We start from the raw sequence: 25,325 nt of genomic DNA on the forward strand, positions 1-25,325 counted from the left end.
ATATAATAATATATAGAAATAAATTAAAAAGTGGAGATTATTATGACAAAAATAATTGCAATAACAAATCAAAAGGGTGGTGTCGGTAAAACAACCACTTCTGTTAATCTGTCATCATGTCTTGCATATGAAAATAAAAAAACTCTGCTTATAGACTGCGACCCTCAAGGTAATTCGACAAGCGGTCTTGGTATTGAAAAAGATGATTATGAATTATCAATTTATGATTGTTTTGTTGACAGTTCTAAAACAAAAGACTCTGTAATCAAGACAAAATATAATAATTTGTATGTCATTCCGTCATCTTCAGACCTTTCTGCCGCTGAAATTGAGCTTGCATATGAAGATAAGCGTGAGTTTTTCTTAAAAAATGCCATTGATATGATTAAAGAAAACTTTGACTTCATTATAATAGATTCACCTCCTGCACTCGGAATGATTACTATTAATATCATGACTGCGTCAGATTCCGTATTAATTCCGATACAATGCGAATACTATGCACTTGAGGGTTTAAGTCAGCTTATTACCACAATTAAGACAATCAAAAAGAAACTTAATCCGCAAATTGAAATTGAGGGTGTTCTCGGAACTATGTATGACGGCAGAACAAATCTTTCAATACAGGTGCTTGACGAAGTTAAAAAATACTTTCCGGATAAGGTTTATAAAACCATTATTCCGCGAAATGTTCGTTTAAGTGAATCACCGTCTTTTGGTGAGCCTATAATAAACTATGACAGAACCTCTAAAGGTGCAGACGCATATATGGCTCTGGCAAAGGAAGTTATACGAAACAATAAATAACTTAATTAATGTCAGTAAAGGAGTGAGCATATGGCTAAAAAAGGTTTAGGCAAAGGGCTTAATTCTCTTTTTAATGAAGAAGATATTGAAGAAGTTACTTCCGAAATTACTAAATCTTCAGAGGGGGACATAAAAAAAGTGCGTATGTCCCTGATTGAGCCTAACAAAAAACAACCAAGACGTCATTTTGACGAAGAAAAAATAACGGCTCTTGCAGATTCTATTAAGGAACACGGACTTATTCAACCTATTATAATAACACCATCCGACAATAATATGTATAAAATCGTTGCCGGTGAAAGACGTTGGAGAGCCGCAAAAAAGGCAAATTTAAAAGAAATTCCGGCAGTTATACGAAAATACAGTGAAGAACAGGTTGCCGAAATTGCTTTGATTGAAAATTTGCAGCGTGAAAATCTAAATCCGATTGAAGAGGCTATCGGTTATAACTTATTGATGGACGAATTTAATCTTACTCAAGAACTTATAAGTCAGAGAGTAGGAAAGAGCAGAAGTGCAATCGCCAATTCATTAAGACTTTTGTCACTTGAGGATGAAATTCAGAAAATGCTTATTTTAGGTACTTTAACAAGCGGTCACGCACGTGCGATACTTTCGCTTGACGATAAAGAACTGCGAATAGCACTTTCAAAACGTATTATCGAAGATAACTTAAATGTAAGACAAGCCGAGGCTCTTGCAAAGCAACTTCAAAAGAAAAAGCCACAGAAGAAAAAGTCTGAAAAAACGGCTTATGACATTGAAATTGAGAAGATACAAAATACGTTATCTTCTGCAATGGGTACAAAAGTCAAAATCAATCATACCGCTAAAAAAGGTAAAATTGAAATTGAATATTACGGAAATGAAGATTTAGAACGTGTTCTTGGATTTTTTAATATAAAAGGAGAATGAGAATGAATATTGATACAAATACACTTATTTTTATCGCTCTTGCAATAATGATGATACTTATAGTTATTTGTTTCATCTGCAACAGCATTAATTCATCAAAAATCAACACACTTATGGATTATTCCGATGAAGGTGATATTATAGGTGCTTTAAAAGATTACTACGATAAAGTTGATGATTTATCAAAGACTGTAAATGATACATCCGACGCGGTTTTGATGTCGCGACTTGCAAATTGCGAAAATGATTCTAATATTTCACTAAAAAAGGTAGCTATTGTTAATTTTGACGCATTTGACGATGTTACAGGCAAACTTAGCTTTGCACTTGCTATTTTAAATAACAACAACGACGGTATCATTTTAACATCGCTTTACGGACACAATTCATGCAATACATATGTGCGTGAAATTGTAGGCGGTCAGACACCTATAAAACTTCTTGATGAAGAAAATGCTGCACTTGAAAATGCAAAAAGTAAACTAAAGAGGACTGAAAACAATGGCTAATAAGAATGATAACAAATCTATGTTTCTCTACACCGCTTTAATATTTATAGTTGCGGTATTGCTGATTATTTTTTCATTTTTAGGTCAGACAAATATGCAAAAAAATCAGCCTCAAGTTAGTGAATCACCGGATAAAGAAATGAGTATTTCCGAAAAGGCATCAATACTTAGTGAAGAAAATACAGTTTTACTTGAAAACAACAATAATCTAAAAAAAGAAAATCAAGAATTATCCGAAGAAAATATACATCTTAAATCGGATAATGAATCACTTACACAAAAACAGTCACAAAATGATTTATTACTGAGTGCAAACGGTTATTTTACACTCGGTAATAATTCAATGGCACTTGAAACACTTGATAAAGTTAATTACAACGATCTTTCAAGTGACCAAAAAATTATATACGATAACATTAAAAATAATATAAATTAAAGAAAGGATAAATTTAAGATGTTAGACATTAAAGTATTAAGACAAGAACCTGAACGTATAAAGGAGGCTTTAAAAAAGCGTTTCAATCCGCTTGATATTGAACCTGCTATAGAACTTGATAAGCAAAGACGTGCAATTCTTGCAGAAGTTGAACAGAAAAAAGCTAAACAAAACGAAATTACAAAGCAAATTCCTCAAATGAAGAAAAACGGTGAAAATACAGACCAAATATTTGCCGAAATGAAGAAATTGAGTAATGATATTAAAGCTGACAATGAGAAGGTAAGGGATATTGACGAACAGTTAAGAAACTTTATGCTAAGGATTCCTAATATTCCTAATCCTGAAGTTCCGGTAGGTAAGGACGATACAGAAAACGTTGAACTTAGAAAGTTCTCTGAACCGAGAAAGTTTGATTTTGAACCAAAGGCTCACTGGGATATCGGTACAGATCTTGATATTCTTGATTTTGAACGCGGTACAAAAATTGCCGGTACTCGTTTCACAGTATATAAAGGTCTTGGTGCAAGACTTGAAAGAGCCGTTATTCAGTTCTTCCTTAATACTCACACAGGAGAATCGGGCTATACTGAAATCTTCCCACCGTATATGGTAAACAGAGCATCAATGACAGGTACAGGTCAGCTGCCTAAATTTGAAGAGGACGCATTTAAGGTTGTAAACAACGGCTTTTTCCTAATTCCTACGGCAGAAGTTCCTGTAACAAATCTTCACAGAGATGAAATTCTAAGCGGTGACCAACTTCCTATTAAATATACTGCTTATTCGGCTTGTTTCAGAGCAGAGGCAGGCAGTGCAGGCCGTGACACAAGAGGTCTTATCAGACAGCACCAATTCAACAAAGTTGAACTTGTTAAGTTTGTAAAGCCTGAAACAAGCTATGACGAACTTGAAAAACTTACAAACGACGCTGAAAAGCTACTTCAAAAGCTTGGACTTGCTTACAGAGTTGTATGCTTGTCAACAGGTGACCTTGGTTTCTCATCGGCTAAGACATATGATATTGAAGTATGGATGCCAAGCTACGGCAGATATGTTGAAATTTCTTCATGCTCAAACTTTGAAGATTATCAGGCAAGACGTGCCAATATCAAATATAAGGAAACACCGAAGGATAAGGCTCAATTTGTTCATACACTTAACGGCTCAGGTCTTGCAGTCGGCAGAACTGTTGCCGCAATTCTTGAAAATTATCAGAATGAGGACGGTACTGTAACAGTTCCTGAAGTTCTTGTTCCTTATATGGGTACAGATAAGATTTCTAAGTAATTTTGATTTTTGTAAATAGGCAAGCCATGGCTTGCCTATTATTGTATTTATCAACATTACAAAACAGTCAAAATTAATTTTTCCACGTTTGTGTTGATAACCTATATTGTGTTTGTAATATTTTTGTAACACAAGATATAGTTGTGGTATTATGTAAACTAATTTATGGTTAAATTTGACTTATCAACACCTTAATTTTACCACTTATCCACTTAAAAATGACGTAGACAAGCCATTTATTTTGAGTTATCCACGTTATCCACACAGTTATCCACACAGTGTGTAATTATTACCGTTTATAAAAAATCGCGTAAATATGCAATTTTTTAAGGTTTACATTTTAATATTATACTATTGTTACAAATATTACACAAATACGAGGAAAAAGTGTGGATAACTGATGATAACTCACCACAAATTACGGTTTTAAAGCGTTTTTTGTTGTTTATAACACCTTGAAAGTTATCCACACCGTGTGTATAACTTGTAGGATAACCGTATAAACTAATTTATTTGAATCTCGGAGGTAATTATTTATGATTACACCACGTTTAAAATGTATAATAGACCATACAAAAGGAAATAGAATCGCCGATATTGGTACTGACCACGCATATATTCCTATTTATCTTGTTAAAAATGATTTAGCCGAATACGTTATTGCAGGCGATATAAGACAAGGACCGGTTGATATTGCAAAGGCTAATGTTGAAAAGCATAAACTTTCTGATAAAATTGAGGTAAGGCTTGGCAGCGGTCTTTCAGTTATTGAAAAAGGTGAGGTTGACACCGTTATAATTGCCGGTATGGGCGGTCAGCTTATCAGTGAGATTTTAAGTGTAGATATAGAAAAGGCGAGAGAATGTAATCTTGTACTTCAACCGATGAATGCACAATATGAGCTTAGAAAGTATCTTATTTCAAACGGCTTTTCTATTACGGACGAAGATATTGCCATTGAGGGATTTAAAGTATATAATATAATGAATGTTATAAATAAACCTCAAAAGGAATTTGATAACGATATTGAATATCATTTACCGAAATATCTTGTAAATCATAAGTATTATAAAAATCTCTATGATAAAAAACATCGTGAATTTGTCAAGGTTATAACAGGTCTTGAAAATTCAAAAGACGTTGATGAGGATAAACTCAATAAATATAAATACTGGCTAAAGGAATTGAATAAATATGAAAGCTAAAGAAATAATTAAAATAATTGAGAATATATGTCCCGAAAGATTGGCGTATTCATGGGATAATGTCGGTCTTTTGTGTGGTGATGAAAATAAGGACGTAAAAAAGGTATTTGTAACGCTTGATACAAATATCAATACCGTTAAAGAGGCTATATCCAAAAATGCCGATATGATTGTTTCACATCACCCAATACTGCTTGGCGGTATAAAGAAAATTGATTATTCCACATCTGTGGGACAAATGCTTAAATTGCTTATTGAAAATAATATACCGATTTTCGCCGCTCATACTAATATGGACACAGCTAAAGGCGGTATAAATGATAAACTTGCCGAAATGTTTGAACTTACAGACGTTAAAATACTTGACCAACATACTGATGATTCTTCGGCAGGTTTGGGACGATACGGCAGACTTGAAAAAACGATTAAATTAGGTGATTTTGCAGAATATTGTAAAAAGATACTCGGCACACCTTTTTTGCGTGTTTCCGGCGATTTTGAAAAGGATATTAATACAGTTGCGGTTGCATCGGGCAGCTGCAGTGAAATTATTCCGCTTGCATATGAAAAAGGTGCGGACGTTATTATAACGGGTGATATGAAGTATCATAATATGATTGATATGACCGAACTTGGAATATGCGTCATTGACGCAGGTCATTATCCTACTGAAATATGTGTTATGGATATATTTGAAGATATTTTGAAGGATACTGATATTGAGATAATAAAATCAGAAAATAAGGATATTTTTAAACTTGTTTGACATAATTTAAAATATATTGTATAATATTTTAAGAGTAAGTCAGATAATCGCGCCGTTTACGGTGAGGAAAGTCCGGGCTTCACAGAGCAGGGTGCCGGCTAACGGCCGGTAAAGGTGACTTTAAGGATAGTGCAACAGAAAATAAATGCCTTGATTTATTAAGGTGATTGTGGAAATGTGCGGTAAGAGCGCACAGGGAAGATGGCAACTGAATTCCCGTGTAAACCCCACCTGAAGCAACTTTGGGAATGTTAAGCTTGCTCGGCGTGTTCCCTTGAAAGGCTTGAGCGTATAGGTAACTGTACGTCGAGATAGATGATTATCTAATACAGAACCCGGCTTATAGATTTGCTCATTTTAAGAAATGCCTTTAGGCATTTCTTTTTTTATTCCACCACTCTGTCACTTCGTGACACCTCTCCTCAAGGAGAGGCTTTTGTACGGCTCCCATTGAGGGGAGCCGGTGACGCAGTTGACTGTGGGGTGGCTTGTTCGCATTTTCATATGACTGTTATTTTTTATCGTATCGTTTTCCACCACTCCGTCACTTCGTGACACCTCTCCTCAAGGAGAGGCTTTTTGTACGGCTCCCATTGAGGGGAGCCGACAACGCAGTCGACTGTGGGGTGGCTTGTTCATATTTTCATATGACTGTTATTTTTTATCGTATCATTTTCCACCGCTCCGTCACTTCGTGACACCTCTCCTTAAGGAGAGGCTTTTGTACGGCACCAATTGAGGGGGAGCCGATGACGCAGTTGACTGTGGGGTGGCTTATTCGCATTTTCATATGACTGTTATTTTTTATCGTATCGTTTACCACCACTCCGTCACTTCGTGACACCTCTCCTCAAGGAGAGGCATTTGTATGGCTCCCATTGAGGGGAGCTGTCAACGCAGTCGACTGTGGGGTGGCTTTTTATAACTTTAATACGAGCTTACTTATTTTTTAACTTGTCATAAATACATCGTTCGTATGGGGACAGCACCCACGAAGTTCCTTTTTATCTAACCTTTTTCTTTCCGTAGGGGCGGTCATTGGTCGCCCCTTTTATACTTTCACACTTGGTCGGCCAATGACCGCCCCTACGATTATTTTTACTCCACGAAAAAAAAGGGATTATCGTGGATAATCCCTTTTAATCATATCACCATACCGCCGTCAACGTTGACAACCTGACCTGTTATAAAATCCGCATTTTCGCTTGCAAGAAATCTTACCGTCTTTGCAATCTCCTCCGGTTTACCGAGTCGTTCAAGCGGTGTTTCTTCACAAAGGCAATCAAAATCTTCTTTTGTCAAATGGCTGTTCATTTCAGTTTCAATAACTCCGGGTGCAACACAATTTACGCATATACCCGACGGTCCCAACTCCTTTGCAAGTGCTTTTGTAAAGCCTATGACCGCCGCCTTTGCGGCACTGTAATGAACCTCACAGCTGCCTCCAGTAACACCCCACATTGACGAAATATTAATGATTTTACCGCTCTGTTTATAAATCATATCATTAACAAAAGCTTTTGTAACGAGATACATACTTTTCATATTCACATCAAACATTCTGTCCCAATCATTTTCAGTTATATCTGTAAACAGTTTTTGTTGTGAAATACCTGCATTATTCACAATTACATCTATTTTACCGTAATTTGTGTGAATAAATTCAGCCATATCATTTACTTGTTTAGAGTCTGAAACATCTGCTTTTACTATAACCGCACCTGTTTCATTTTTTATCTTTTCCGCCTCATCACTGCTTTTGTTATAATTTAAAAACACTCTGTATCCGTTATTTGAAAATTCATATACACAAGCCTTACCTATTCCGCGACTTCCGCCTGTTATCAAAACATTTTTCATAATCTTTCCTTCTTATTCTTCTTCCGGTTTCATTTTAGGTATAAACACCCTTGACGTCTTTTTTTCAACAACCTTGTTTGCACGTTCAACAGCCTGTTCCATACAATATTCCTGACAGTCAAGTTTTTTCTTTCCGCGTCTGTCTTTTGTATAAACACCGTCATGCTGAATATGTGCACGCATTGTATCGCTAAGCTGTACATCAAGCACGTTTATAACTTCTTTCTTCAAATTTTCATCATCAATAGGGAACATTATTTCAACACGTCTGTTAAGATTTCTCTGCATCCAATCGGCACTTGCACAGAACACATTTTCTTGACCGTCATTATAGAAATAATATATTCTTGTATGTTCAAGGTATCTGCCGACAATAGAACGAACCGTAATATTTTCCGACAAATCCTTTACACCTGCTCTCAAGGCACAAATTCCGCGCACAATCAAATCAATCTTAACACCGCTGCAGCTTGCTTTATATAAAAGTTCAATAATTTTAGGGTCAACAAGCGAATTCACCTTTGCAACTATTCTTGCTTTACGTCCTTCTTTTGCGTGTTTAATTTCACGTTCAATCATTTCTTCCGTCTTTTTTCTTAGCCATAGAGGTGCAAGAATAAGTTTGTTCCAGTGTGACGGCTCTGAAAAGCCCGAAATCATATTAAAAAATGCACCGGCGTCATCACCGATTGGTTTTGAACAAGTCAAAAGTCCCATATCGGTATAGAAATTGGCGGTTATATCGTTATAGTTACCAGTTCCGAGATGAACATATCTTCTGATACCATCCTCCTCACGTCTTACTATTTCGGTAATCTTTGAATGTGTTTTAAGTCCCAAAAGTCCGTATATAACATGACAACCGGCTTTTTCAAGTTTTCTCGCCCAAATAATATTATTTTCTTCATCAAATCTTGCCTTTAATTCAACAAGTACGCTCACTTGCTTACCGTTTTCCGCCGCACGCGAAAGTGCCTCTATAATAGGTGAATTTCCGCTTACTCTGTACAATGTCTGTTTAATTGCAAGCACATTTTCATCAACTGCCGCCTGTTTTATCAAATCAACTATTGTTGAAAAACTGTCATACGGGTGATGCAGAAGTATATCGCCCTCACGGATTTTTTCAAATAAATCAACATTTTTAAGTTCAGGTCTTACCTGTGATTTAAACGGCTTATATTTATACTTGTCAAATCCGTTCTCCGAATACAGCTTATTTAAGAAAGTAAAATCAATAGGTCCGTTGATTTTATAAATATCATCATTCTTAACTTTCAATTCTTTCTTTAAAATTGAAAGTAATTCGCTTTTAACCTTACTGTCCACTTCAAGACGGATTACACCGCTTCTTTCACGTTCCTTAAGGCTCTTTTCAATTTCGATAAGCAAATCTTCACTATCGTCCTCATCAATAGGAATATCCGCGTCACGCATAACTCTGTATGAGTATGAGCAAAGCACGTCATAACCCATAAACAGCATAGGCAAAAACTCCTGTACTATTTCTTCAAGCAGAATAAATTGTTTTTTACCGTTTTCAGACGGAAGTTTTACTATACGTTTAAATACTGACGGTATCTGTACCGTTGCAAAAGCCTGCTCCTTGTTTTCCTTTTTGATAAGTGCACAAATGTTAAGCACCTTATTTTGAATAAGCGGAAACGGTCTTGACGAATCAACCGCCATAGGCGTCAAAACAGGGTATATTTCATTTTTGAAATACTTTTCAATAAACTCCTTTTGTTCTTCAGAAAGCTGATTTCTGTTTAAGATTGATATGTTTTCAACAGCCAGCTGCGGCAGAAGTAATTTTTCATATGTACTATACTGCATATCAACCATATTATGAGTTTTTTCAGATATTTTTTCAAGCTGTTCGTGAGGTGTAAGTCCGGACGCGTCTTTTTTCTTATAGTCGGAAATCTCCATATTTTTAAGTGACGCAACACGTACCATGAAAAATTCATCAAGATTTGAGCTTGTTATGGCAAGAAATTTAAGTCTTTCAAACAACGGATTTTCTTTATCCCTTGCTTCATGCAATACACGCAAATTAAAATCAAGCCAAGAAAGTTCTCTGTTTATATAGTTTTCGCTTTTATTATAGTCCTGCATAATCATTTCAATCCTTTCTTCACAAGTACAGCTTTGATACCGAACACTTCTTCAAAAAATTCCTGTGCTATGTTAAATTCACGTTCTTCAAGACTTATATCACTGTCCGTATAAGCGGTTATCGTAAGTATTCCGTTTCTTATTGATGTTTTGATTTCGTCTATTTTTTGATTGTATTCAACATCAAGTGACTTGGCAAGTGAAAGTATTGCCGCAAGTTTTGAAATAAGCAATCTTCTGTTCTTTGAATATACGTTATATTCATTAAAATCAAAAATACCGTTTTGGAACAACACCGCACCAGATATTACTTCGTGTTCCTTTTGTGACAAACCTATAATAGGATTTGATTTTACAATGTCGTATGAGTATTTGCTGTAATCGTTTATATTTATATAGTAACCCGTATCCGCAAATATTGACGCAACTTTAAGCAATACCGCGTGACGCTTTGAAAGTCCGAACTTTTTAGAAAGCGTTGCCATTATATTTACTCCGAACTCCATAATTTTAGTATAATGGCGGTGGCTTACATCATATTTGCCTGCATAATATTTTGCACTTGATATAATATCATCTGTAAATATGTGCTTTGTATGCGTATAAGCATTTTTTTCGACATATTCGACAAGTATTCTGTCAACAAGTGATATTTCAGGTGCAATGATTATCTTATTTTTGTCTTTTGACATAAACATCTTATAGAAAAGAATTGACGGCATCATCAGCTTTGCAATATCATAAGGTACTTCGTACTTGTCCTCCACATATTGCGGACCGTATTCAGATATAATCTTGTATACATCATCTATATTTTCTTCTGTTATGCTGTCCGAACTTATACCGCAGATTTTTTTGATATATCTTACTTGATTACCCATTATTACGAAATACTTATAGTTTGGATTTTTGTAGAATACATTTTTATAGTTATTGATACCTGCCTTAATAAAATCCTCAAGCACACTTGAAAAAGAGGTTGTACTGTTTTTAACCGTTGAAAGATTTTCAAGTACACGAAGTGAACCCATAGGCAGGTTTTGAGAAAATTTAAGTTTAGACTGTTCATAATGTGATACCTGCACACTTCCCGATGCAACATCGACCAAAACAGCACCTGCTTCGATAATATCGTCAAAATAGCTGTTGTTAAGTGCAAATGCCTTGTTATGCAAAAATCTTTCCTCTTCATTCGATATAATAGTGACCTTTATCCCCGTTCTTATATTAATCTGGTCAATTATATACTCACTGTTTGACGCCTCTCTTACGGCAGTAGTTGCATAACAGACGTATTCGTCAACTCCGTAGCTTTTCATTATCCTTAAATATTCTTCAAAGCAATTACATATCTTGTCCACAAGGTTATAGCTTATTTTTCCGACTGCATACGATTCTTTGCCTATCGACAAATCATATTTGACGGTATCCAACACTGAAATGCCGTTTTTCTTTGAAACTTCCGCTATCTTCATTGTTATTTCCGTAGACCCCAAGTCTATTGCCGCAAAAACTTTATATCTCGGCACATTTCATCATTCCTTCCTATAGTTTTGTATTAATTTCATTATACATAAAACTTAAAAAAATCTCAATATTTTTCTTGATTAATTTACTTAAATTTGATATTATAGAGTGTAGACTTAAATATAATGGCGATATGTTTGATTTTAATACAATTTGTTAACAATAATGAAAAAAAGGAGGAAAATAATAGATATGGATATGTTAGAGATTTGGAATCAAGTTCTTGAAAATCTTGAAGGCAATGTATCTCCTGTCGGATTTAATATACATATAAAAACAGCAGTTCCCGTATGTTTTGAAAACTCGACTTTTACTATTTCCGTAGCTACTTCTATTAATAAAAATCTTGTAGAATACCGTTACAAAAAATACATCGAATCATCACTTGAAAAAGTTACGGGTGCTAAAATTTCACTTGCTGTTTTGGTCGGTGACGCAAACGAGTTAAAGCAAGAAATCGAATCAAAACAAAACTCGGAATACGACAACAGTGAAATAATAAGCAGTGACGGTTTAAATTCAAAGTATACATTTGAAAATTTTGTACAGGGTTCTTCAAATTTATATGCGTATACCGCCGCAGAGCAAGTTGCCAATCATCCGGGTGAAAGCAATAATCCTCTTTTTATTTACGGTAACAGCGGACTTGGAAAAACACACTTAATGCAGGCAATCGGTAATAAGATTAAAGCTAATAATCCAAATGCAAAGATAATATATGTTTCAAGTGAAAACTTTATGAATGAATTTATCACATCAATCAGAGAAAAAACAGGCGATAAATTCAGAAGTAAATACAGAGCCGCCGACGCACTTTTAGTTGACGACGTTCAATTTTTGAAAAATAAAGAGGCTACACAGGACGAATTTTTCCATACCTTTAATGAACTCTTTAATTCAAAGAAACAAATTGTTTTGACAAGTGACCGACTTCCGAATGAACTGAAAACTCTTGAGGACCGTTTAAGAACAAGATTCGGACAAGGTCTTACCATTGATGTATCTGTACCTAACTTTGAAACAAGAGTTGCAATTCTTCAGCAGAAGGCTTTGGAACATAATAAAGAAATTGATGAAGACGCATTATTATATGTAGCGGAGCATATTCGTTCAAGTGTCCGTGAACTTGAAGGTGCACTTCTTAAAATCATATCAATGTCGGAATTTAAAAAATGTAAAATAACAAAAGATTTTGCGGAAGAAGTTCTGAAAAAATTAATTCCGAAGAGCGAAACAGTAACTCCTCAAAATATTATAAAAAAAGTTTCTACTTTTTATAATATTTCAGAGTCAGATATTACCGGTAAAGTTAAGACAAAAGAAATAGTAGTTCCAAGACAAATTTCAATGTACCTTTGCCGAAAGATTTTAAATATGAACGATACAAACATAGGTAAAGAGTTTGGAAAAGACCGAACAACAGTAGGACATAACATTGAAAAAATAGAGGAAAGCATCGATACTAACAGTACGATTAAATCAGATGTAAATTACATATTAAAAGACCTAAATTATAACGAGGGATAAATGTAGGGATAAGTTGTTTATAACGTGTGGATTTCTGAATAAGGAAATTTCAGTAAAAAATAAGATTTGGATTATCCAAAGTTATCCACCGCCAATACATACGGTATGTGTTGATAAAATATGGCTTGTCTATGCACTCTGAAATGACTTTTACATCAATCCACGCTCTCTACTACTACTATTATATTATATATTATTTATATATAAATATATATGAAAAACAAAATTGCAGTGATTTGTTGATAAATTTATACACAAGGAGATAATTAAAATGAAATTAGTATGCAGTAAACCACAACTTGTTGATATAATAAATACTGTTCAAAGAGCTATTGCTCCAAAGACATCTTTACCTATACTTGAATGTATTAAGATTGATGCTAACGGTGACGGTAATGTTGTGTTTACAGGTAACAATATTGATATATGTATAGAATATAATACCGAATGTACAGTTACAGAGGGCGGTACTATTGCACTTGCTTCAAAGATGTTCGGTGAAATTGTAAGAAGACTTCCTGACGGTGATGTTACTATAAGTGTTAATCCGTCTAACTATGTTACTAAAATAAAGAGCGGTTCAAGTGAATTTAATATTCAGGGTATTGCTCCGGATGAATTTCCCGACGCACCTATACTTGAAGAAAAGTTCAGATTTTCAATTACACAGGACGTACTTAAAAAGCTTATAAGAAAGACAATAGCGTTTGTTTCTCAAAATGAGGGTAAAAAGCCTGTTTTGACCGGTGCATTGTTTGAGATTAAAAACAATTATCTTAACGTTGTTGCGTCAGACGGTCACAGACTTGCTGTTGTTAAAGAAGAAATAAATGATAATGTTGAAAACAATAAACTTGTTGTTCCGGGTATGACACTCCGCGAACTTTTGAAAATTCTTAAAGATGATGAAGAAAATGTTGATATTATAGTATCGGACAGAACTGTTTTGTTTGATTTTGGATATTATCAGGTTTATTCGAGATTGCTTGACGGCGAATTTTTGAAGTATGACGCGATTATATCGGTGGTAAATACGTTAAACGTAGTTGTTGAAAAGAGTCTTATTACAGACAGCTTGGAAAGAGCGTTGCTTTTGATTAACGATGATATATCGGCAAAATCTGAAAATAAAGTTCCTGTACGTTTTAATATTGGCTATGATAAGATTGACGTTTCTTGTATAACAGGTAAGGGACAGGTTAATGACACAGTACCTGTTGAGCTTGACGGCGATAACCTTTTGATTGGGTTTAACTGTAGATTTTTGCTTGACGCATTGAGTGCTTGTGACGAAGAAAAGGTTAAGATGGAATTTTCTGCTCCGACAAGCGGTTGCTTTATAAAGAGCGTAGAGGGTGACGACTCTTATATTTATATGATTCTTCCTGTAAGACTTTATAACTAAGAGGTGCTTTATGAAGATTAAGACAGTCAATAATTATTATACAGATGAAAATACTTATATAGTTTATGATGAAAATACAAAGAACGGTCTTGTGATTGATCCGGGATATAAGTGTGACGGAATATTGAAAGCGGCTCAGGACGACGGAGTTAATATAAAATATGTGCTTATAACTCATTGTCATTATGACCATATTTCAGATATGGAACAGCTTCGTGAAAAAACAGGCGCTAAACTTGTTTCCGGCGATAAGGCAAGCATAAATATAACAGACCCGGACATTAATTTGTCGTATTCGGGACTTGGTTATGAATTGTCGGCTAAAAAGTCTGATATTGTTTTGAAAGATAATGAAGAACTTAATATTGACGGACTTAATATCAAATGTATCTATACGCCAGGTCATACAAATTGCGGCGTATGTTATTTGATAAATAATGAAAAATTGTTTACGGGCGATACATTGTTTTTAAGAAGTGTTGGCAGAAGTGATTTGCCGACAGGTGACGGGGATATTCTTGTAAAATCAATAAAGACAAGAATATATACGCTTGATGATGATACAGAAGTTTTTCCGGGACACGGCGGACAGAGTTCTGTTGGGTATGAGAAAAAGTATAATATGTATATAAAGGACTAAAAAATGTTAATTATTCAAAACGGTTATGAATGTGATTACGAAATGAAGCTTTTTTATAAGCTTTATTTTGATATGAACGAAGATATATATGTGTATTCAAACTTTGAATATAAGGATAAAGTTATAAACGTGTATACGGAGATAATCTATAACGGCGATACATATTTTGACGATTTCTATTATGATTTTGATACTGAAAATCAAAAGGCACAGTTTATAAAAAAGATATTTACTGCGTCATGTACAAAGTCGTTTTGTCACGCAGCGGAAAAAATTAAGCATATAAATCTTCCTTGGGGAGTAATGTGTGGTATTCGTCCGGCTAAAATTGTCCGTGAACTTATGGAAGAAGGACACAGTGACAGTGAAGTTGTTGAAATATTAAAGAAAATTTATGAAGTGTCCGATGAAAAGATTGACCTTGCATATAAGGTTGCAAAAAATGAAAAGATTTTGCTTGACGAAATCGGCGAAAATTCAGTAAGTATATATATCGGCATACCGTTTTGTCCGACAAGATGTTTGTATTGTTCATTTGTTTCAACAGATATACGCGTAAGCGGAAAATATATGGATTCGTTTGTGGATAAATTGCTTTTGGAGATTGATAAAACTGCGGAAGTAATTGATAAAATGGGTGCATATGTTGAAAATATATATATCGGCGGCGGAACACCGACAACTCTTGAACCACACCACTTAAAAGCAATATTTGACAGATTGAAAGCAAATTTTGATTTTTCAAAAATAAAGGAATTTACTCTTGAGGCAGGCAGACCGGATACAATAACAAAGGATAAATTGTATGAGGCAAAACAGGGCGGTGTAAACAGAATAAGCATTAATCCGCAGACTATGAACGAACAGACTTTGAAAAGAGTCGGCAGAAAGCATACTCCCGATATGGTGCGAAAATGCTTTGAAATGGCAAGAAAAATGGGCTTTGACAATATTAATATGGACCTTATAGCCGGTTTACCGGAAGAAACAGTTGATATGTTCAAGTATAGTCTTGATGAAGTAATTAAACTTGATCCTGAAAATATAACCGTTCATTCAATGTGCGTAAAAAGAGCGGCTTCACTCAGATTTTCAGATGCGGAGCTTGCAAAAGCAAATGATATGAACGAAATGCTTTCGTATACTCAAAAACATATGGAGAAAACAGGAAGAAAGCCTTATTATATGTATCGTCAAAAAAATATTTCAGGTAATCTTGAAAATGTCGGTTATGCAAAAGACGGCTGTATGAGTACATATAACATAAACATTATGGAGGAAAAACAGACTATTATTGCACTCGGCGGCGGCGGTTCTACTAAAATTGTTATGGACGACAGAATTGAGAGAGTGTTTAATTTTAAAGACCCTCTTGAATATATAAGACGTTTTGATGAAATATTGAAGAAAAAAGACGAAATACTTGATATATTGGCAGGTGAAAAAAATGGCTGACGAACAAACTTTAAACCATATAATGAATGAGTACGAAGAACTTCGTATCAGTGCGGCTAATGAAAGAAAAAAACGTATTGAAGAAGTTAATAAAAAAATTCCGCGAGTGGCTGAAATTGACAGAGAGATTTTTCAATGCGGTATGGAGAATACTAAAAGAATATTTAAAAATCCCGATAAGGCTGATGAATATAACATGGATTTTAAAGAAAATCTAAGAAAACTCGAAAATGAAAAGAGTAATCTGTTAAAAGTAAACGGAATTTCTGACGATTATAATAAATATAAATATAAGTGTGAAAATTGCAGTGATACAGGCTATGATAAAAACGGTAAAAAATGTAAGTGTTTCAAACAGAAACTTATAAATGCTGCATATTCAGTGTCAAATATAGAAGAAACAATAAAAACACAAAATTTTGATACATTTTTGTTTGATTATTATTCAAAAGATGTCGGTGAAAACGGTGTTTCGGTGTATGATAATATGACGAAGATATATAATAACTGTAAACGTTTCTGCGATAATTTTGATAATGAAACCAAAGGCCTTGTTTTTTACGGCTCGACAGGTTTGGGAAAAACATTTTTGTCAAGTGCCATCGCAAAAGAACTTATGGATAAGGGCAAAATGGTTATCTACATAAGAGCAACAAAACTGTTTTCAATAAATGAAGATTATAAGTTTGGCAGAAATACCGACAGGTCTGTTATTGATAATATATATAAGGCTGATTTGCTTATAATTGATGATTTGGGTACAGAGCCGTTTAATAAAAATAATCTTGCGTTTTTATTTGACGTTATTAACGAGCGTACAGCGAATAATAAAAAGATTATTATTAATACTAATTTGCAAATAAGCGAAATTACAAAAATGTACAGTATGCGTTTTACTTCAAGATTGTATGAATATTTTATGATGTACAAGTTTTACGGGGAAGATATACGCATACAAAAATTAAGAAGAAGCTAAGAGGATTGATAAATTGTCTGGACCGTGCATAATATTTATAATTCAATAAAAACAAAAAGCAAGCCTATCTTTGATATACGGCTTGCCTTTGCACTTTTTTTGAAAATAAACTCTAACGTACCTATGTACGCCGACGAGTTCATTTTCAAAAAATCCAAACTAATTTCTCAACCTCTTACAGTATGAAGGGACTGCTATGCAGTCCCTTTAATGATTATTTGCCGTTGTTGTTTGCGTCATTACCGCCTACGGCGTCACTTACACCCTCAGCAACATCGGCTGCTGCATCACCGACGCCTTCGACAACGTCGCCTGCCGCATCACCAACGTCTTTAACTGCGTCGCCTGCCGCATTACCTGCGTTATCTACATCGTTTGAAACATTGTTATTGTCATTTTTATTTTCGTTATCATGATTTGTATTTACCGTTGATTCCGGTGACGGTGCAGTATTGTCATTTGTATTATTCATACCGCATGATGTAAGCATTGCGGCAGAAATAAATGATAATAAAACTAATTTTATACCTTTCATTTTTATGCCTCCATTATTTATTGATACAACCTTAGTATTGTCATTATTTTTGATTTTATAAGTTTATTAATAAAAAATTCATATTTTTTTTGGAACAAAAGTGATGTTATATACGTCTAATAAATTGCAAACAGATAAATGCAAATAATAAAAAAAAGGAGATTATAAAAATGAAAAAAAATCTAATCGCAATAATTGCACTAACAGCAGCACTTGCTGCAAGTACATCTGCTTTTGCAGACACAGTACAAATTTCAGAAGAAGAACTTAATAAGCCTGTTTCGACATATGCACCGGATGCTATGCCGACACCGGAAATTCAAGGCGACATTATGCTTTTGAACGGTGAAGAAACAGACGCAGCAGCACCTGTTGAAACTGCAAGCTATATTTCTGTAGACGTAACGGTTGTAAAAACAGACAGCGACGTTGACGGAATTATCAAAACAACAACAGACGTTAATAACAAGGACGATCAAAACAATACTGTAAATCTAAAGATTACAGATGATACACTTGTATATGACAATTTGGGTAACAAAAAGGCTCTAAGTGATTTGACTGATGGTTCAAAAATTACTGTATTTACAGGCTCATATGAACCAACTCCACTTATTCTTCCTGTTCAGTACACAGCAAATGTAATTATCATCAACGGCGACCAAGAAGGTAATGTAAATATAGATACATATCTTGCTGATGAAGAAGGCTATACAAATGCCGCAAATACTTTGAAAATTGCAACAGCTGACGATACAAAGATTGTTGATAAGGATGAAAAAGAATATAAGGGTGATATAAATAAAAATGATCTTATTGTATTCTACGATGTATCAACAAAGAGTATCCCTGCTCAAACAACACCTACAAAGGTTGTAGTTCTTGGTGAAAACGAAATTGCTCTAAAGCAGATTGAAGCTGCAAAAAATGCTACTCCGGCTCCTACAGCTTCACCTAAAGTAACAGAAGCTCCGCAAGTAAGCTATGCAGGTCTTGTAAATGTTGTAATCGGTGATAAGAATGTTTCAGATGTATATGCAAAGGATAATACAACAATGGTTCCTCTAAGAGAAGTTGCAGAAGCCGCTGGTTTCACAGTAACTTGGGATGCAGAAAACAGAGCAGTTATTCTTAATGACGGTGTTTACAGTCTAAAGATTGGTGAAAACAGCTATATTAAGGGTAAAATGATGCCACTAACACTAAGTGCCGCACCTGAAATTGTTAATGATCTAACATATGTTCCTGCTGAATTTTTCGCAGAAGTAACAGAATCAGCTACAGTTGACGGTACATCACTTGTTGTAACAGCTAAATAATTTTTGAAAATATAAAAAAAGATGTTCGCGAGAACATCTTTTTTTGTTTTATTAATTGTTTTTAAAATTAAATGTCATTTGTGCATTTATTTCGCCTGTTACATTTATTAACGGACCAACTTGTACAGTTATAGGGTTTGCAGTATCTTGCAAACTGTATGCACATTCTAATGTGATAGTTCCTCCGGGTTGTACTTCCGCCAATGAAGGTTGTGCGTCCATTACATCCGGCATCATTGTAGCTACATTACATTGTACGGAATTTTGAAAAGCATTAGCACTTACAGAAGTAAGGAATGATGCGTTGGCATTACTGTTATTTGTAAAGTTATATGTTACTATAATTGCCGGATTACCTTGAAAATCTGTTGCTGTTTTGGCAGTTACTATTTCAACATCATATTTACCGCTTACGGTTCCTTTGTTTTTCTGTTTAGGCTGTTCCGACACTCTCAAAAAGGGGGTATTTTTATGGATTACATACAAATGATATTGACAATAGCTATAACAGCATTATTAATTGAATTACTAAAAACCATAAAAAATAGTCGCCCATTCCGCCAAATGAGCGACTTAAAATATTTAGTTATCTGCGGAACGTCAAAGCCATTCCTTTATTATCTAAATCATAATACATAATCAATACAAGTATAACAATAAACAAAAAGCCCCCAAACAAAGCTATATAGCCAAATTCGGGGACAATTCCTTGGAGCTAACGAGCGGAGTCGAACCGCCGACCTCTTCATTACCAATGAAGTGCTCTGCCTACTGAGCTACGTCAGCATTATTACAATACTGTATAAAATGCGTTACACACATATTTCATCTGTGTTTTAGTAACTATATTATTATATTATACAAAAAAGAGTTTGTCAATACAAAAACATTAAAAAAGGAGATTGAATTTCAATCTCCTTTACATCTTATCACGCATTATTTCTTCAAGTTCATCATAATTAATATTATTATCATCATAAACGCTCAAATCTTTTTGAGATTTATTTTTTGTCTTAAAATCTTCGTGGTCTTTCTTTGCGTCGACAATATTATGAATATTAAGTTCGTGCCAACGTTTTAAAATTGAGTTGATATATGGAAACGAGAGTTTTGTTGTCTGCATAATGCAATACTCATATGCAAGTTCAACCATATCTTCATCCATCAAAAATTTATCGTGCCACGTTTTTAGATAATTTTCTTCTGTTTTTGAAAGGTTTCTGTTTTCAATACCGAAAAGCTTTCTGATTTTATATGCGTAGCCGTTTTTCTCTTTTTCGGCTGTTATAAATTTATCGGCAGCGTCTATAGTGAATATACCGTTTTTATTCCACGATATGGCTACTTTCTCGATATAGTTCATATTTTTTTTGCCGTTTGAAACACAGTATTCAAGCAATATTGTTATAACCTCCGGTGAAAGCTGAAGTTCATCATAAAAATAATAAAGTGTTTCAATTTCACTGTTTGTAAGTGTTTTACCGAGTATTTCCTGTGCAAGTAAGCATAAATCGGCAAGTTCTTTATTTTGAGTCATAGCATTTGAAACTTGGTCTATACTCTTTTTAATTGGACTGCTTTCTGTATTTTGAATAGGCTCGGCTTGTCTTGTGGAAATGCTTACGTTCATATTTTCTTCTTTAGCGGAAAAACTGATATTTCCGCTGTCTTTATCATATTTCAAAGCACCTTTTTTATTCCAATAGTCAAATGCGTTTATAACATCGCTTTCAAGCAAATTAAGCTGACTTGCAATACTGCTTGCGGACATTTCATATCCGTAAACCGCAAGAGACAGTGCAAGCAGGTATACTTTAACATAAGCACCGTTTGCCTCAGGCATATAATTTTCTATAAAATCCACCGATACGGGGATATAATCAATATTACAACTAAATTTAAGCATAACTAAAAATCTCTCCATATAAGTTATTTGGGCTGATGAAAAACTGTCACCGGCCTTATTTATATATTATATATCAGTTTGAGTCAAAATGCAAAGATTTATGAAAAAAATTCTAAAATAATACGGTATGCCCCTTGACATACCGTATTATTTGTGATAATATAATAAACTGTATCTTAGACTTAAAATCGGGATACTATCCAATAAATTTCACATTATCATTGTATGTATTATAGCATGAATATATACAAAATGCAACCCCAATTTTTTGGAGAGAAATTTAGGATAAAAGGAAAAATACTTAAACTACTATTATGATGATGAGGTGATTTAAGAAAATGGTGCATGAAGTAGAAGTAGGAAAAAATGTGCGTCTAAGCTATTCGAAAATTAAAGAAGTTTTGGATATGCCTAATCTTATAGAGGTACAGAAAGACTCCTATAAGTGGTTTCTTGAAGAAGGTCTAAAGGAAATATTTCACGATATTTCTCCTATAACAGACCACGCCGGTAAGCTTGTACTTGAATTTTTTGATTACAGATTGGATTACAATTCAAAGTACAGCGTTGAAGAATGTAAGGAAAGGGATACAAAGTATGCCGCTCCTTTGAGAGTAAGCGTAAGACTTATCAACACTGAAACAGGCGAAATTAAGGAACAGGAAATATTTATGGGTGATTTTCCTCTAATGACAGAGCAGGGAACATTCGTTATTAACGGTGCTGAACGTGTAATCGTCAGCCAGCTTGTACGTTCACCGGGTATTTATTACGAATTTGAACGTGATAAGACAGGTAAACCGCTTTACAGTTCAACAGTTATTCCTTACAGAGGTGCATGGCTTGAATATGAAACAGATTCAAACGATGTTTTCTCGGTAAGAATAGACAGAACAAGAAAACTGCCGGTAACAGTTCTTTTAAGAGCAATGGGACTTGGTTCAAATGCCGAAATACTTGACGTATTCGGTGAGGATATAAGACTTCTTGCAACATTTGAAAAAGATACTACGGAATCAAGAGAAGAAGGACTTCTTGAAATTTATAAAAGACTTCGTCCGGGTGAACCTCTTAACGTAGAAAATGCAGAATCACTTATAATGAATATGTTCTTCGATCCGAGAAGATATGATCTTGCTAAGGTCGGAAGATATAAATTTAATAAAAAGCTTGCTATTTCGGCAAGAATTAAAGGCAAAACACTTGCAGAACCTGTTGCAGACCCGAGAACAGGCGAAATAATCGCTAATGAGGGTGACGCAATAAGTGCGGATTTGGCTATGCAAATCGAAAGAGCAGGTGTAAATCAGGTTGAATTGCTTGTTGAAGGTAAAAAGGTAAGAGTATTCTCTAACAATATGGTTTACCTTGACGAGTATGTTGACTTTGAAGTTGAAGATTTTCCTGTTAAAAAGGTTAGAAAAGCAATTATTGAAGAAATAATTGAGAATGCCGAAACAGAAGATGAAATCAAGGAACAGCTATGGGCAAGAATTGATGAACTTGCTCCTAAGCATATAATTATCGACGATATGTTTGCGTCTGTAAACTATTGTCTAAACCTTGCTAACGGTATAGGTACTGTTGATGACATTGACCACCTTGGAAACAGACGTGTTCGTTGTGTCGGTGAACTTCTTCAAAACCAATTCAGAATTGGTCTTGCTCGTATGGAAAGAACAGTAAGAGAAAGAATGTCAACACAGGAACTTGAAATTATAACACCTACATCATTAATTAATATAAGACCGATAATCGCGACAATAAACGAATTTTTCGGTTCATCACAGTTGTCACAGTTTATGGACCAGAACAACCCTCTTGCCGAACTTCGTCATAAGAGAAGAATTTCAGCACTTGGTCCGGGCGGTCTTTCAAGAGAAAGAGCCGGATTTGAAGTTCGTGATATTCACTATTCTCACTACGGCAGAATGTGTCCTATCGAAACTCCTGAAGGTCCTAACATCGGTTTGATTACATCACTTGCAACATTCGCAAAGATTAATCAATACGGATTTATTGAGGCACCTTACAGAAAAGTTGATAAGGAAACAGGTTGTGTAACAGATGAAATCGTTTATATGACAGCCGATACCGAAGATGAATTTGTAATCGCACAGGCGAACGAACCTCTTGATGAGGAAGGACGTTTTATAGATAAAAAGGTTTCTGCCCGTTACAGAGATGAAATCTTGGAAGTACCGGGTTCAAGAATTGACTATATGGATATTTCACCGAGACAGCTTGTATCGGTTGTTACGGCTTGTATCCCATTCCTTGAAAACGATGACGCTAACAGAGCACTTATGGGTTCTAACATGCAGTGTCAGGCAGTGCCTCTTTTGACAACGGATTCTCCTATCGTCGGTACAGGTATCGAACATAAGATAGCTAAAGACTCCGGTAGTGCCGTACTTACAAAGGAAGACGGTGTAGTTGAAAAAGTTGCCGCAGACCAAATCGTAATTAAGGGTGACAGCGGTATCAGACATACACACAAACTTATTAAGTTTGCACGTTCAAACCAAAGCTGTTGTATCAACTACAGACCTATCGTTAAAGAGGGCGAAAGAGTTAAGAGAAACGACATAATCGCCGACGGTCCTGCTATGGATAACGGTGAACTTGCACTTGGTAAGAATATTCTTATCGGATTTATGACTTGGGAAGGTTATAACTACGAGGACGCTGTTCTTATCAGTGAAGAACTTGTTAAAAACGACGTATTCACATCAATTCACGTTGAAGAATATGAATGTGAAGCACGTGATACAAAACTTGGCCCTGAAGAAATTACAAGAGATATTCCTAACGTATCGGAAGATACTCTAAAGGACCTTGACGAACAGGGTATTATCAGAATAGGTGCGGAAGTACACGCAGGTGATATTCTTGTAGGTAAAGTTACACCTAAGGGTGAAACAGAGCTTACAGCAGAAGAAAGACTTCTTCGTGCAATTTTCGGTGAAAAGGCAAGAGAAGTAAGAGATACATCACTTCGTGTTCCACACGGTGAACAGGGTATAATTATAGATGTTAAGAAGTTCACAAGAGAAAACGGCGATGAATTGTCACCGGGCGTAAATGAAGTTGTACGTTGTGTTATCGCTCAAAAGAGAAAGATTTCTGTCGGCGATAAGATGGCAGGTCGTCACGGTAATAAGGGTGTCGTTTCAAGAGTATTGCCGCAGGAAGATATGCCATTTCTTGAAGACGGTACACCATTGCAAATCGTTCTTAACCCTTTGGGCGTGCCTTCTCGTATGAATATCGGTCAGGTGCTTGAAATGCACTTGGGCTACGCATACAGATGTCTAAGCTTAAAGACTCGTGAACAGCTTGAAAATACAATTATTGACGATAATTTCAGACAAAACATAGTTGACGCTAAGTCAAAGGCAAGAGAAGGAAGATTTATTAAACTTGCAACTCCTGTATTTGACGGTGCACAGGACGAAGATATAAAACTTGCATTTAAAGAGGCAGGTTTAAGACCTGACTTTAAGTCAGTCGTATATGACGGACGTACGGGTGAAAAGTTTGATAACCCTGTTACAGTCGGCGTCATGTATTACTTGAAACTTCACCATCTTGTTGATGATAAGATTCACGCACGTTCAACAGGTCCTTACTCACTTGTTACTCAACAGCCTTTGGGCGGTAAAGCTCAGTTCGGCGGTCAGCGTTTCGGTGAAATGGAAGTTTGGGCTTTGGAGGCTTACGGTGCCGCTTATACATTGCAGGAAATCCTGACAGTTAAATCTGACGATATTGTCGGTCGTGTTAAGACATACGAGGCAATCGTTAAGGGTGAAAATATTCCTAAGTCAGGTATTCCTGAATCATTTAAGGTACTTGTTAAGGAACTTCAGTCACTTGCACTTGATATTAAGATTCTTAATCATAATATGGAAGAAATCGACCTTGATGCATCATTTGAAGATGAGGACGAAGGTGTTGTAAGCGAAGAACTTGTACAAACAATGGAGGACAAGGACGGAATTACAGATACTTTTGATGAAGATGATCTTAATGATGCAAGTATGGTTTTGGATGATTCAGACGAAGATGATTTCGGCGTTGATGATTCTGATGATATTGATTTCGGCGATGACGACGAAATATAATC

The 25,325-nt window shown here is 35.2% G+C and carries 20 protein-coding genes, 1 tRNA gene and 1 other RNA gene; 15 read left to right on the plus strand and 7 right to left on the minus strand.

Features of this window, described 5'->3' with window-relative positions:
- Positions 1 to 42 precede the first annotated feature (42 nt).
- The 8 genes from ACLTU0_RS02180 to rnpB all read left to right on the plus strand — a co-directional run bounded on the left by ACLTU0_RS02180 (position 43) and on the right by rnpB (position 6,287).
- Positions 43 to 807 carry a ParA family protein gene (locus tag ACLTU0_RS02180; RefSeq protein WP_412321210.1) on the plus strand — a complete coding sequence of 255 codons (765 nt, stop codon included), beginning with the start codon at positions 43 to 45 and terminating at the stop codon, positions 805 to 807.
- Between the two features lie 30 nt (positions 808 to 837).
- Positions 838 to 1,722 (plus strand): ParB/RepB/Spo0J family partition protein, encoded by an 885-nt coding sequence (locus ACLTU0_RS02185; protein ID WP_412321211.1) that lies wholly within the window; start codon positions 838 to 840, stop codon positions 1,720 to 1,722.
- Between the two features lie 2 nt (positions 1,723 to 1,724).
- A complete protein-coding gene (locus ACLTU0_RS02190) occupies positions 1,725 to 2,231 on the plus strand; it encodes a DUF4446 family protein (RefSeq protein ID WP_412321212.1) in 507 nt (168 codons plus the stop codon).
- Positions 2,224 to 2,667 carry a hypothetical protein gene (locus ACLTU0_RS02195; protein WP_412321214.1) on the plus strand — a complete coding sequence of 148 codons (444 nt, stop codon included), beginning with the start codon at positions 2,224 to 2,226 and terminating at the stop codon, positions 2,665 to 2,667. Before ACLTU0_RS02190 ends, ACLTU0_RS02195 begins: the two co-directional genes overlap by 8 nt.
- Before the next feature lie 18 nt (positions 2,668 to 2,685).
- Positions 2,686 to 3,957 (plus strand): serine--tRNA ligase, encoded by a 1,272-nt coding sequence (gene serS / locus ACLTU0_RS02200; RefSeq protein ID WP_412321216.1) that lies wholly within the window; start codon positions 2,686 to 2,688, stop codon positions 3,955 to 3,957.
- Positions 3,958 to 4,493: 536 nt separating this feature from the next.
- The gene (locus tag ACLTU0_RS02205; RefSeq protein WP_412321217.1) at positions 4,494 to 5,162 is read left to right on the plus strand and encodes a tRNA (adenine(22)-N(1))-methyltransferase; all 669 of its coding nucleotides are present in this window, start codon (positions 4,494 to 4,496) and stop codon (positions 5,160 to 5,162) included.
- Complete coding sequence (locus ACLTU0_RS02210; protein ID WP_412321219.1) at positions 5,152 to 5,928, plus strand: Nif3-like dinuclear metal center hexameric protein; 777 nt, start codon at positions 5,152 to 5,154, stop codon at positions 5,926 to 5,928. The genes ACLTU0_RS02205 and ACLTU0_RS02210 overlap by 11 nt, the downstream gene beginning before the upstream one ends.
- A gap of 31 nt (positions 5,929 to 5,959) precedes the next feature.
- Positions 5,960 to 6,287, plus strand: an RNA gene (gene rnpB, locus ACLTU0_RS02215) — RNase P RNA component class A.
- Positions 6,288 to 7,071: 784 nt separating this feature from the next.
- Here rnpB and ymfI read toward each other — a convergent pair.
- The 3 genes from ymfI to ACLTU0_RS02230 are packed head-to-tail and all read right to left on the minus strand — an operon-like array spanning position 7,072 to position 11,435.
- On the minus strand, positions 7,072 to 7,788 hold the full coding sequence (gene ymfI, locus ACLTU0_RS02220; protein ID WP_412321221.1) for an elongation factor P 5-aminopentanone reductase: 717 nt from the start codon (positions 7,786 to 7,788) through the stop codon (positions 7,072 to 7,074).
- Between the two features lie 12 nt (positions 7,789 to 7,800).
- Positions 7,801 to 9,912, minus strand: coding sequence for an RNA degradosome polyphosphate kinase (locus ACLTU0_RS02225; protein WP_412321222.1), 2,112 nt, complete (start codon positions 9,910 to 9,912; stop codon positions 7,801 to 7,803).
- A complete protein-coding gene (locus tag ACLTU0_RS02230; protein WP_412321224.1) occupies positions 9,909 to 11,435 on the minus strand; it encodes a hypothetical protein in 1,527 nt (508 codons plus the stop codon). Before ACLTU0_RS02230 ends, ACLTU0_RS02225 begins: the two co-directional genes overlap by 4 nt.
- A 190-nt stretch (positions 11,436 to 11,625) precedes the next feature.
- On the opposite strand from ACLTU0_RS02230, the gene dnaA reads away from it, so the two are divergent.
- From dnaA to ACLTU0_RS02255, 5 genes are all read left to right on the plus strand, one after another.
- Entirely contained in the window at positions 11,626 to 12,960 is a 1,335-nt protein-coding gene (dnaA, locus tag ACLTU0_RS02235) for a chromosomal replication initiator protein DnaA (RefSeq protein WP_308457103.1), read from the plus strand.
- 271 nt (positions 12,961 to 13,231) lie between these two features.
- Complete coding sequence (gene dnaN, locus ACLTU0_RS02240; RefSeq protein ID WP_022229281.1) at positions 13,232 to 14,365, plus strand: DNA polymerase III subunit beta; 1,134 nt, start codon at positions 13,232 to 13,234, stop codon at positions 14,363 to 14,365.
- A 10-nt stretch (positions 14,366 to 14,375) separates the two neighbouring features.
- Positions 14,376 to 15,005 carry an MBL fold metallo-hydrolase gene (locus ACLTU0_RS02245; protein WP_412274912.1) on the plus strand — a complete coding sequence of 210 codons (630 nt, stop codon included), beginning with the start codon at positions 14,376 to 14,378 and terminating at the stop codon, positions 15,003 to 15,005.
- 3 nt (positions 15,006 to 15,008) lie between these two features.
- Positions 15,009 to 16,460 (plus strand): coproporphyrinogen dehydrogenase HemZ, encoded by a 1,452-nt coding sequence (gene hemZ / locus ACLTU0_RS02250; RefSeq protein WP_412321226.1) that lies wholly within the window; start codon positions 15,009 to 15,011, stop codon positions 16,458 to 16,460.
- Positions 16,453 to 17,436, plus strand: a complete 984-nt coding sequence (locus ACLTU0_RS02255) for an ATP-binding protein (protein ID WP_412321227.1) — start codon at positions 16,453 to 16,455, stop codon at positions 17,434 to 17,436. The genes hemZ and ACLTU0_RS02255 overlap by 8 nt, the downstream gene beginning before the upstream one ends.
- Positions 17,437 to 17,650: 214 nt before the next feature.
- On the opposite strand, the gene ACLTU0_RS02260 is transcribed toward ACLTU0_RS02255, so the two are convergent.
- On the minus strand, positions 17,651 to 17,971 hold the full coding sequence (locus tag ACLTU0_RS02260) for a hypothetical protein (RefSeq protein ID WP_022229277.1): 321 nt from the start codon (positions 17,969 to 17,971) through the stop codon (positions 17,651 to 17,653).
- 170 nt (positions 17,972 to 18,141) lie between these two features.
- Here ACLTU0_RS02260 and ACLTU0_RS02265 point away from each other — a divergent pair, with 170 nt between their 5' ends.
- Positions 18,142 to 19,290 carry a copper amine oxidase N-terminal domain-containing protein gene (locus tag ACLTU0_RS02265; protein ID WP_412321229.1) on the plus strand — a complete coding sequence of 383 codons (1,149 nt, stop codon included), beginning with the start codon at positions 18,142 to 18,144 and terminating at the stop codon, positions 19,288 to 19,290.
- A gap of 51 nt (positions 19,291 to 19,341) precedes the next feature.
- On the opposite strand, the gene ACLTU0_RS02270 is transcribed toward ACLTU0_RS02265, so the two are convergent.
- The 3 genes from ACLTU0_RS02270 to ACLTU0_RS02280 all read right to left on the minus strand — a co-directional run bounded on the left by ACLTU0_RS02270 (position 19,342) and on the right by ACLTU0_RS02280 (position 21,196).
- Positions 19,342 to 19,740, minus strand: coding sequence for a DUF5067 domain-containing protein (locus tag ACLTU0_RS02270; protein ID WP_412321247.1), 399 nt, complete (start codon positions 19,738 to 19,740; stop codon positions 19,342 to 19,344).
- 260 nt (positions 19,741 to 20,000) lie between these two features.
- Positions 20,001 to 20,076: transfer RNA gene (locus ACLTU0_RS02275), tRNA-Thr, on the minus strand.
- 133 nt (positions 20,077 to 20,209) lie between these two features.
- Positions 20,210 to 21,196: a DnaD domain protein gene (locus tag ACLTU0_RS02280; RefSeq protein WP_412321231.1), complete on the minus strand. Its 987-nt coding sequence runs from the start codon at positions 21,194 to 21,196 to the stop codon at positions 20,210 to 20,212.
- A gap of 338 nt (positions 21,197 to 21,534) precedes the next feature.
- Between ACLTU0_RS02280 and ACLTU0_RS02285 the strand changes: the two genes are divergently transcribed.
- On the plus strand, positions 21,535 to 25,323 hold the full coding sequence (locus ACLTU0_RS02285) for a DNA-directed RNA polymerase subunit beta (protein WP_412321233.1): 3,789 nt from the start codon (positions 21,535 to 21,537) through the stop codon (positions 25,321 to 25,323).
- The last annotated feature ends 2 nt before the right edge of the window (positions 25,324 to 25,325 follow it).

The sequence above is a fragment of the Hominilimicola sp. genome, from assembly GCF_046972485.1.
GTDB classification, from domain to species: Bacteria; Bacillota; Clostridia; order UBA1381; family UBA1381; genus Hominilimicola; species Hominilimicola fabiformis.

Bases quoted from the DNA above. Each gene is read 5' to 3' on its own strand.
- ACLTU0_RS02180 (WP_412321210.1), top strand. From the start codon at position 43: ATGACAAAAATAATTGCAATAACAAATCAAAAGGGTGGTGTCGGTAAA.
- ACLTU0_RS02185 (WP_412321211.1), top strand. From the start codon at position 838: ATGGCTAAAAAAGGTTTAGGCAAAGGGCTTAATTCTCTTTTTAATGAA.
- ACLTU0_RS02190 (WP_412321212.1), top strand. From the start codon at position 1,725: ATGAATATTGATACAAATACACTTATTTTTATCGCTCTTGCAATAATG.
- ACLTU0_RS02195 (WP_412321214.1), top strand. From the start codon at position 2,224: ATGGCTAATAAGAATGATAACAAATCTATGTTTCTCTACACCGCTTTA.
- serS (WP_412321216.1), top strand. From the start codon at position 2,686: ATGTTAGACATTAAAGTATTAAGACAAGAACCTGAACGTATAAAGGAG.
- ACLTU0_RS02205 (WP_412321217.1), top strand. From the start codon at position 4,494: ATGATTACACCACGTTTAAAATGTATAATAGACCATACAAAAGGAAAT.
- ACLTU0_RS02210 (WP_412321219.1), top strand. From the start codon at position 5,152: ATGAAAGCTAAAGAAATAATTAAAATAATTGAGAATATATGTCCCGAA.
- ymfI (WP_412321221.1), bottom strand. From the start codon at position 7,788: ATGAAAAATGTTTTGATAACAGGCGGAAGTCGCGGAATAGGTAAGGCT.
- ACLTU0_RS02225 (WP_412321222.1), bottom strand. From the start codon at position 9,912: ATGATTATGCAGGACTATAATAAAAGCGAAAACTATATAAACAGAGAA.
- dnaA (WP_308457103.1), top strand. From the start codon at position 11,626: ATGGATATGTTAGAGATTTGGAATCAAGTTCTTGAAAATCTTGAAGGC.
- dnaN (WP_022229281.1), top strand. From the start codon at position 13,232: ATGAAATTAGTATGCAGTAAACCACAACTTGTTGATATAATAAATACT.
- ACLTU0_RS02245 (WP_412274912.1), top strand. From the start codon at position 14,376: ATGAAGATTAAGACAGTCAATAATTATTATACAGATGAAAATACTTAT.
- hemZ (WP_412321226.1), top strand. From the start codon at position 15,009: ATGTTAATTATTCAAAACGGTTATGAATGTGATTACGAAATGAAGCTT.
- ACLTU0_RS02255 (WP_412321227.1), top strand. From the start codon at position 16,453: ATGGCTGACGAACAAACTTTAAACCATATAATGAATGAGTACGAAGAA.
- ACLTU0_RS02260 (WP_022229277.1), bottom strand. From the start codon at position 17,971: ATGAAAGGTATAAAATTAGTTTTATTATCATTTATTTCTGCCGCAATG.
- ACLTU0_RS02265 (WP_412321229.1), top strand. From the start codon at position 18,142: ATGAAAAAAAATCTAATCGCAATAATTGCACTAACAGCAGCACTTGCT.
- ACLTU0_RS02280 (WP_412321231.1), bottom strand. From the start codon at position 21,196: ATGCTTAAATTTAGTTGTAATATTGATTATATCCCCGTATCGGTGGAT.
- ACLTU0_RS02285 (WP_412321233.1), top strand. From the start codon at position 21,535: ATGGTGCATGAAGTAGAAGTAGGAAAAAATGTGCGTCTAAGCTATTCG.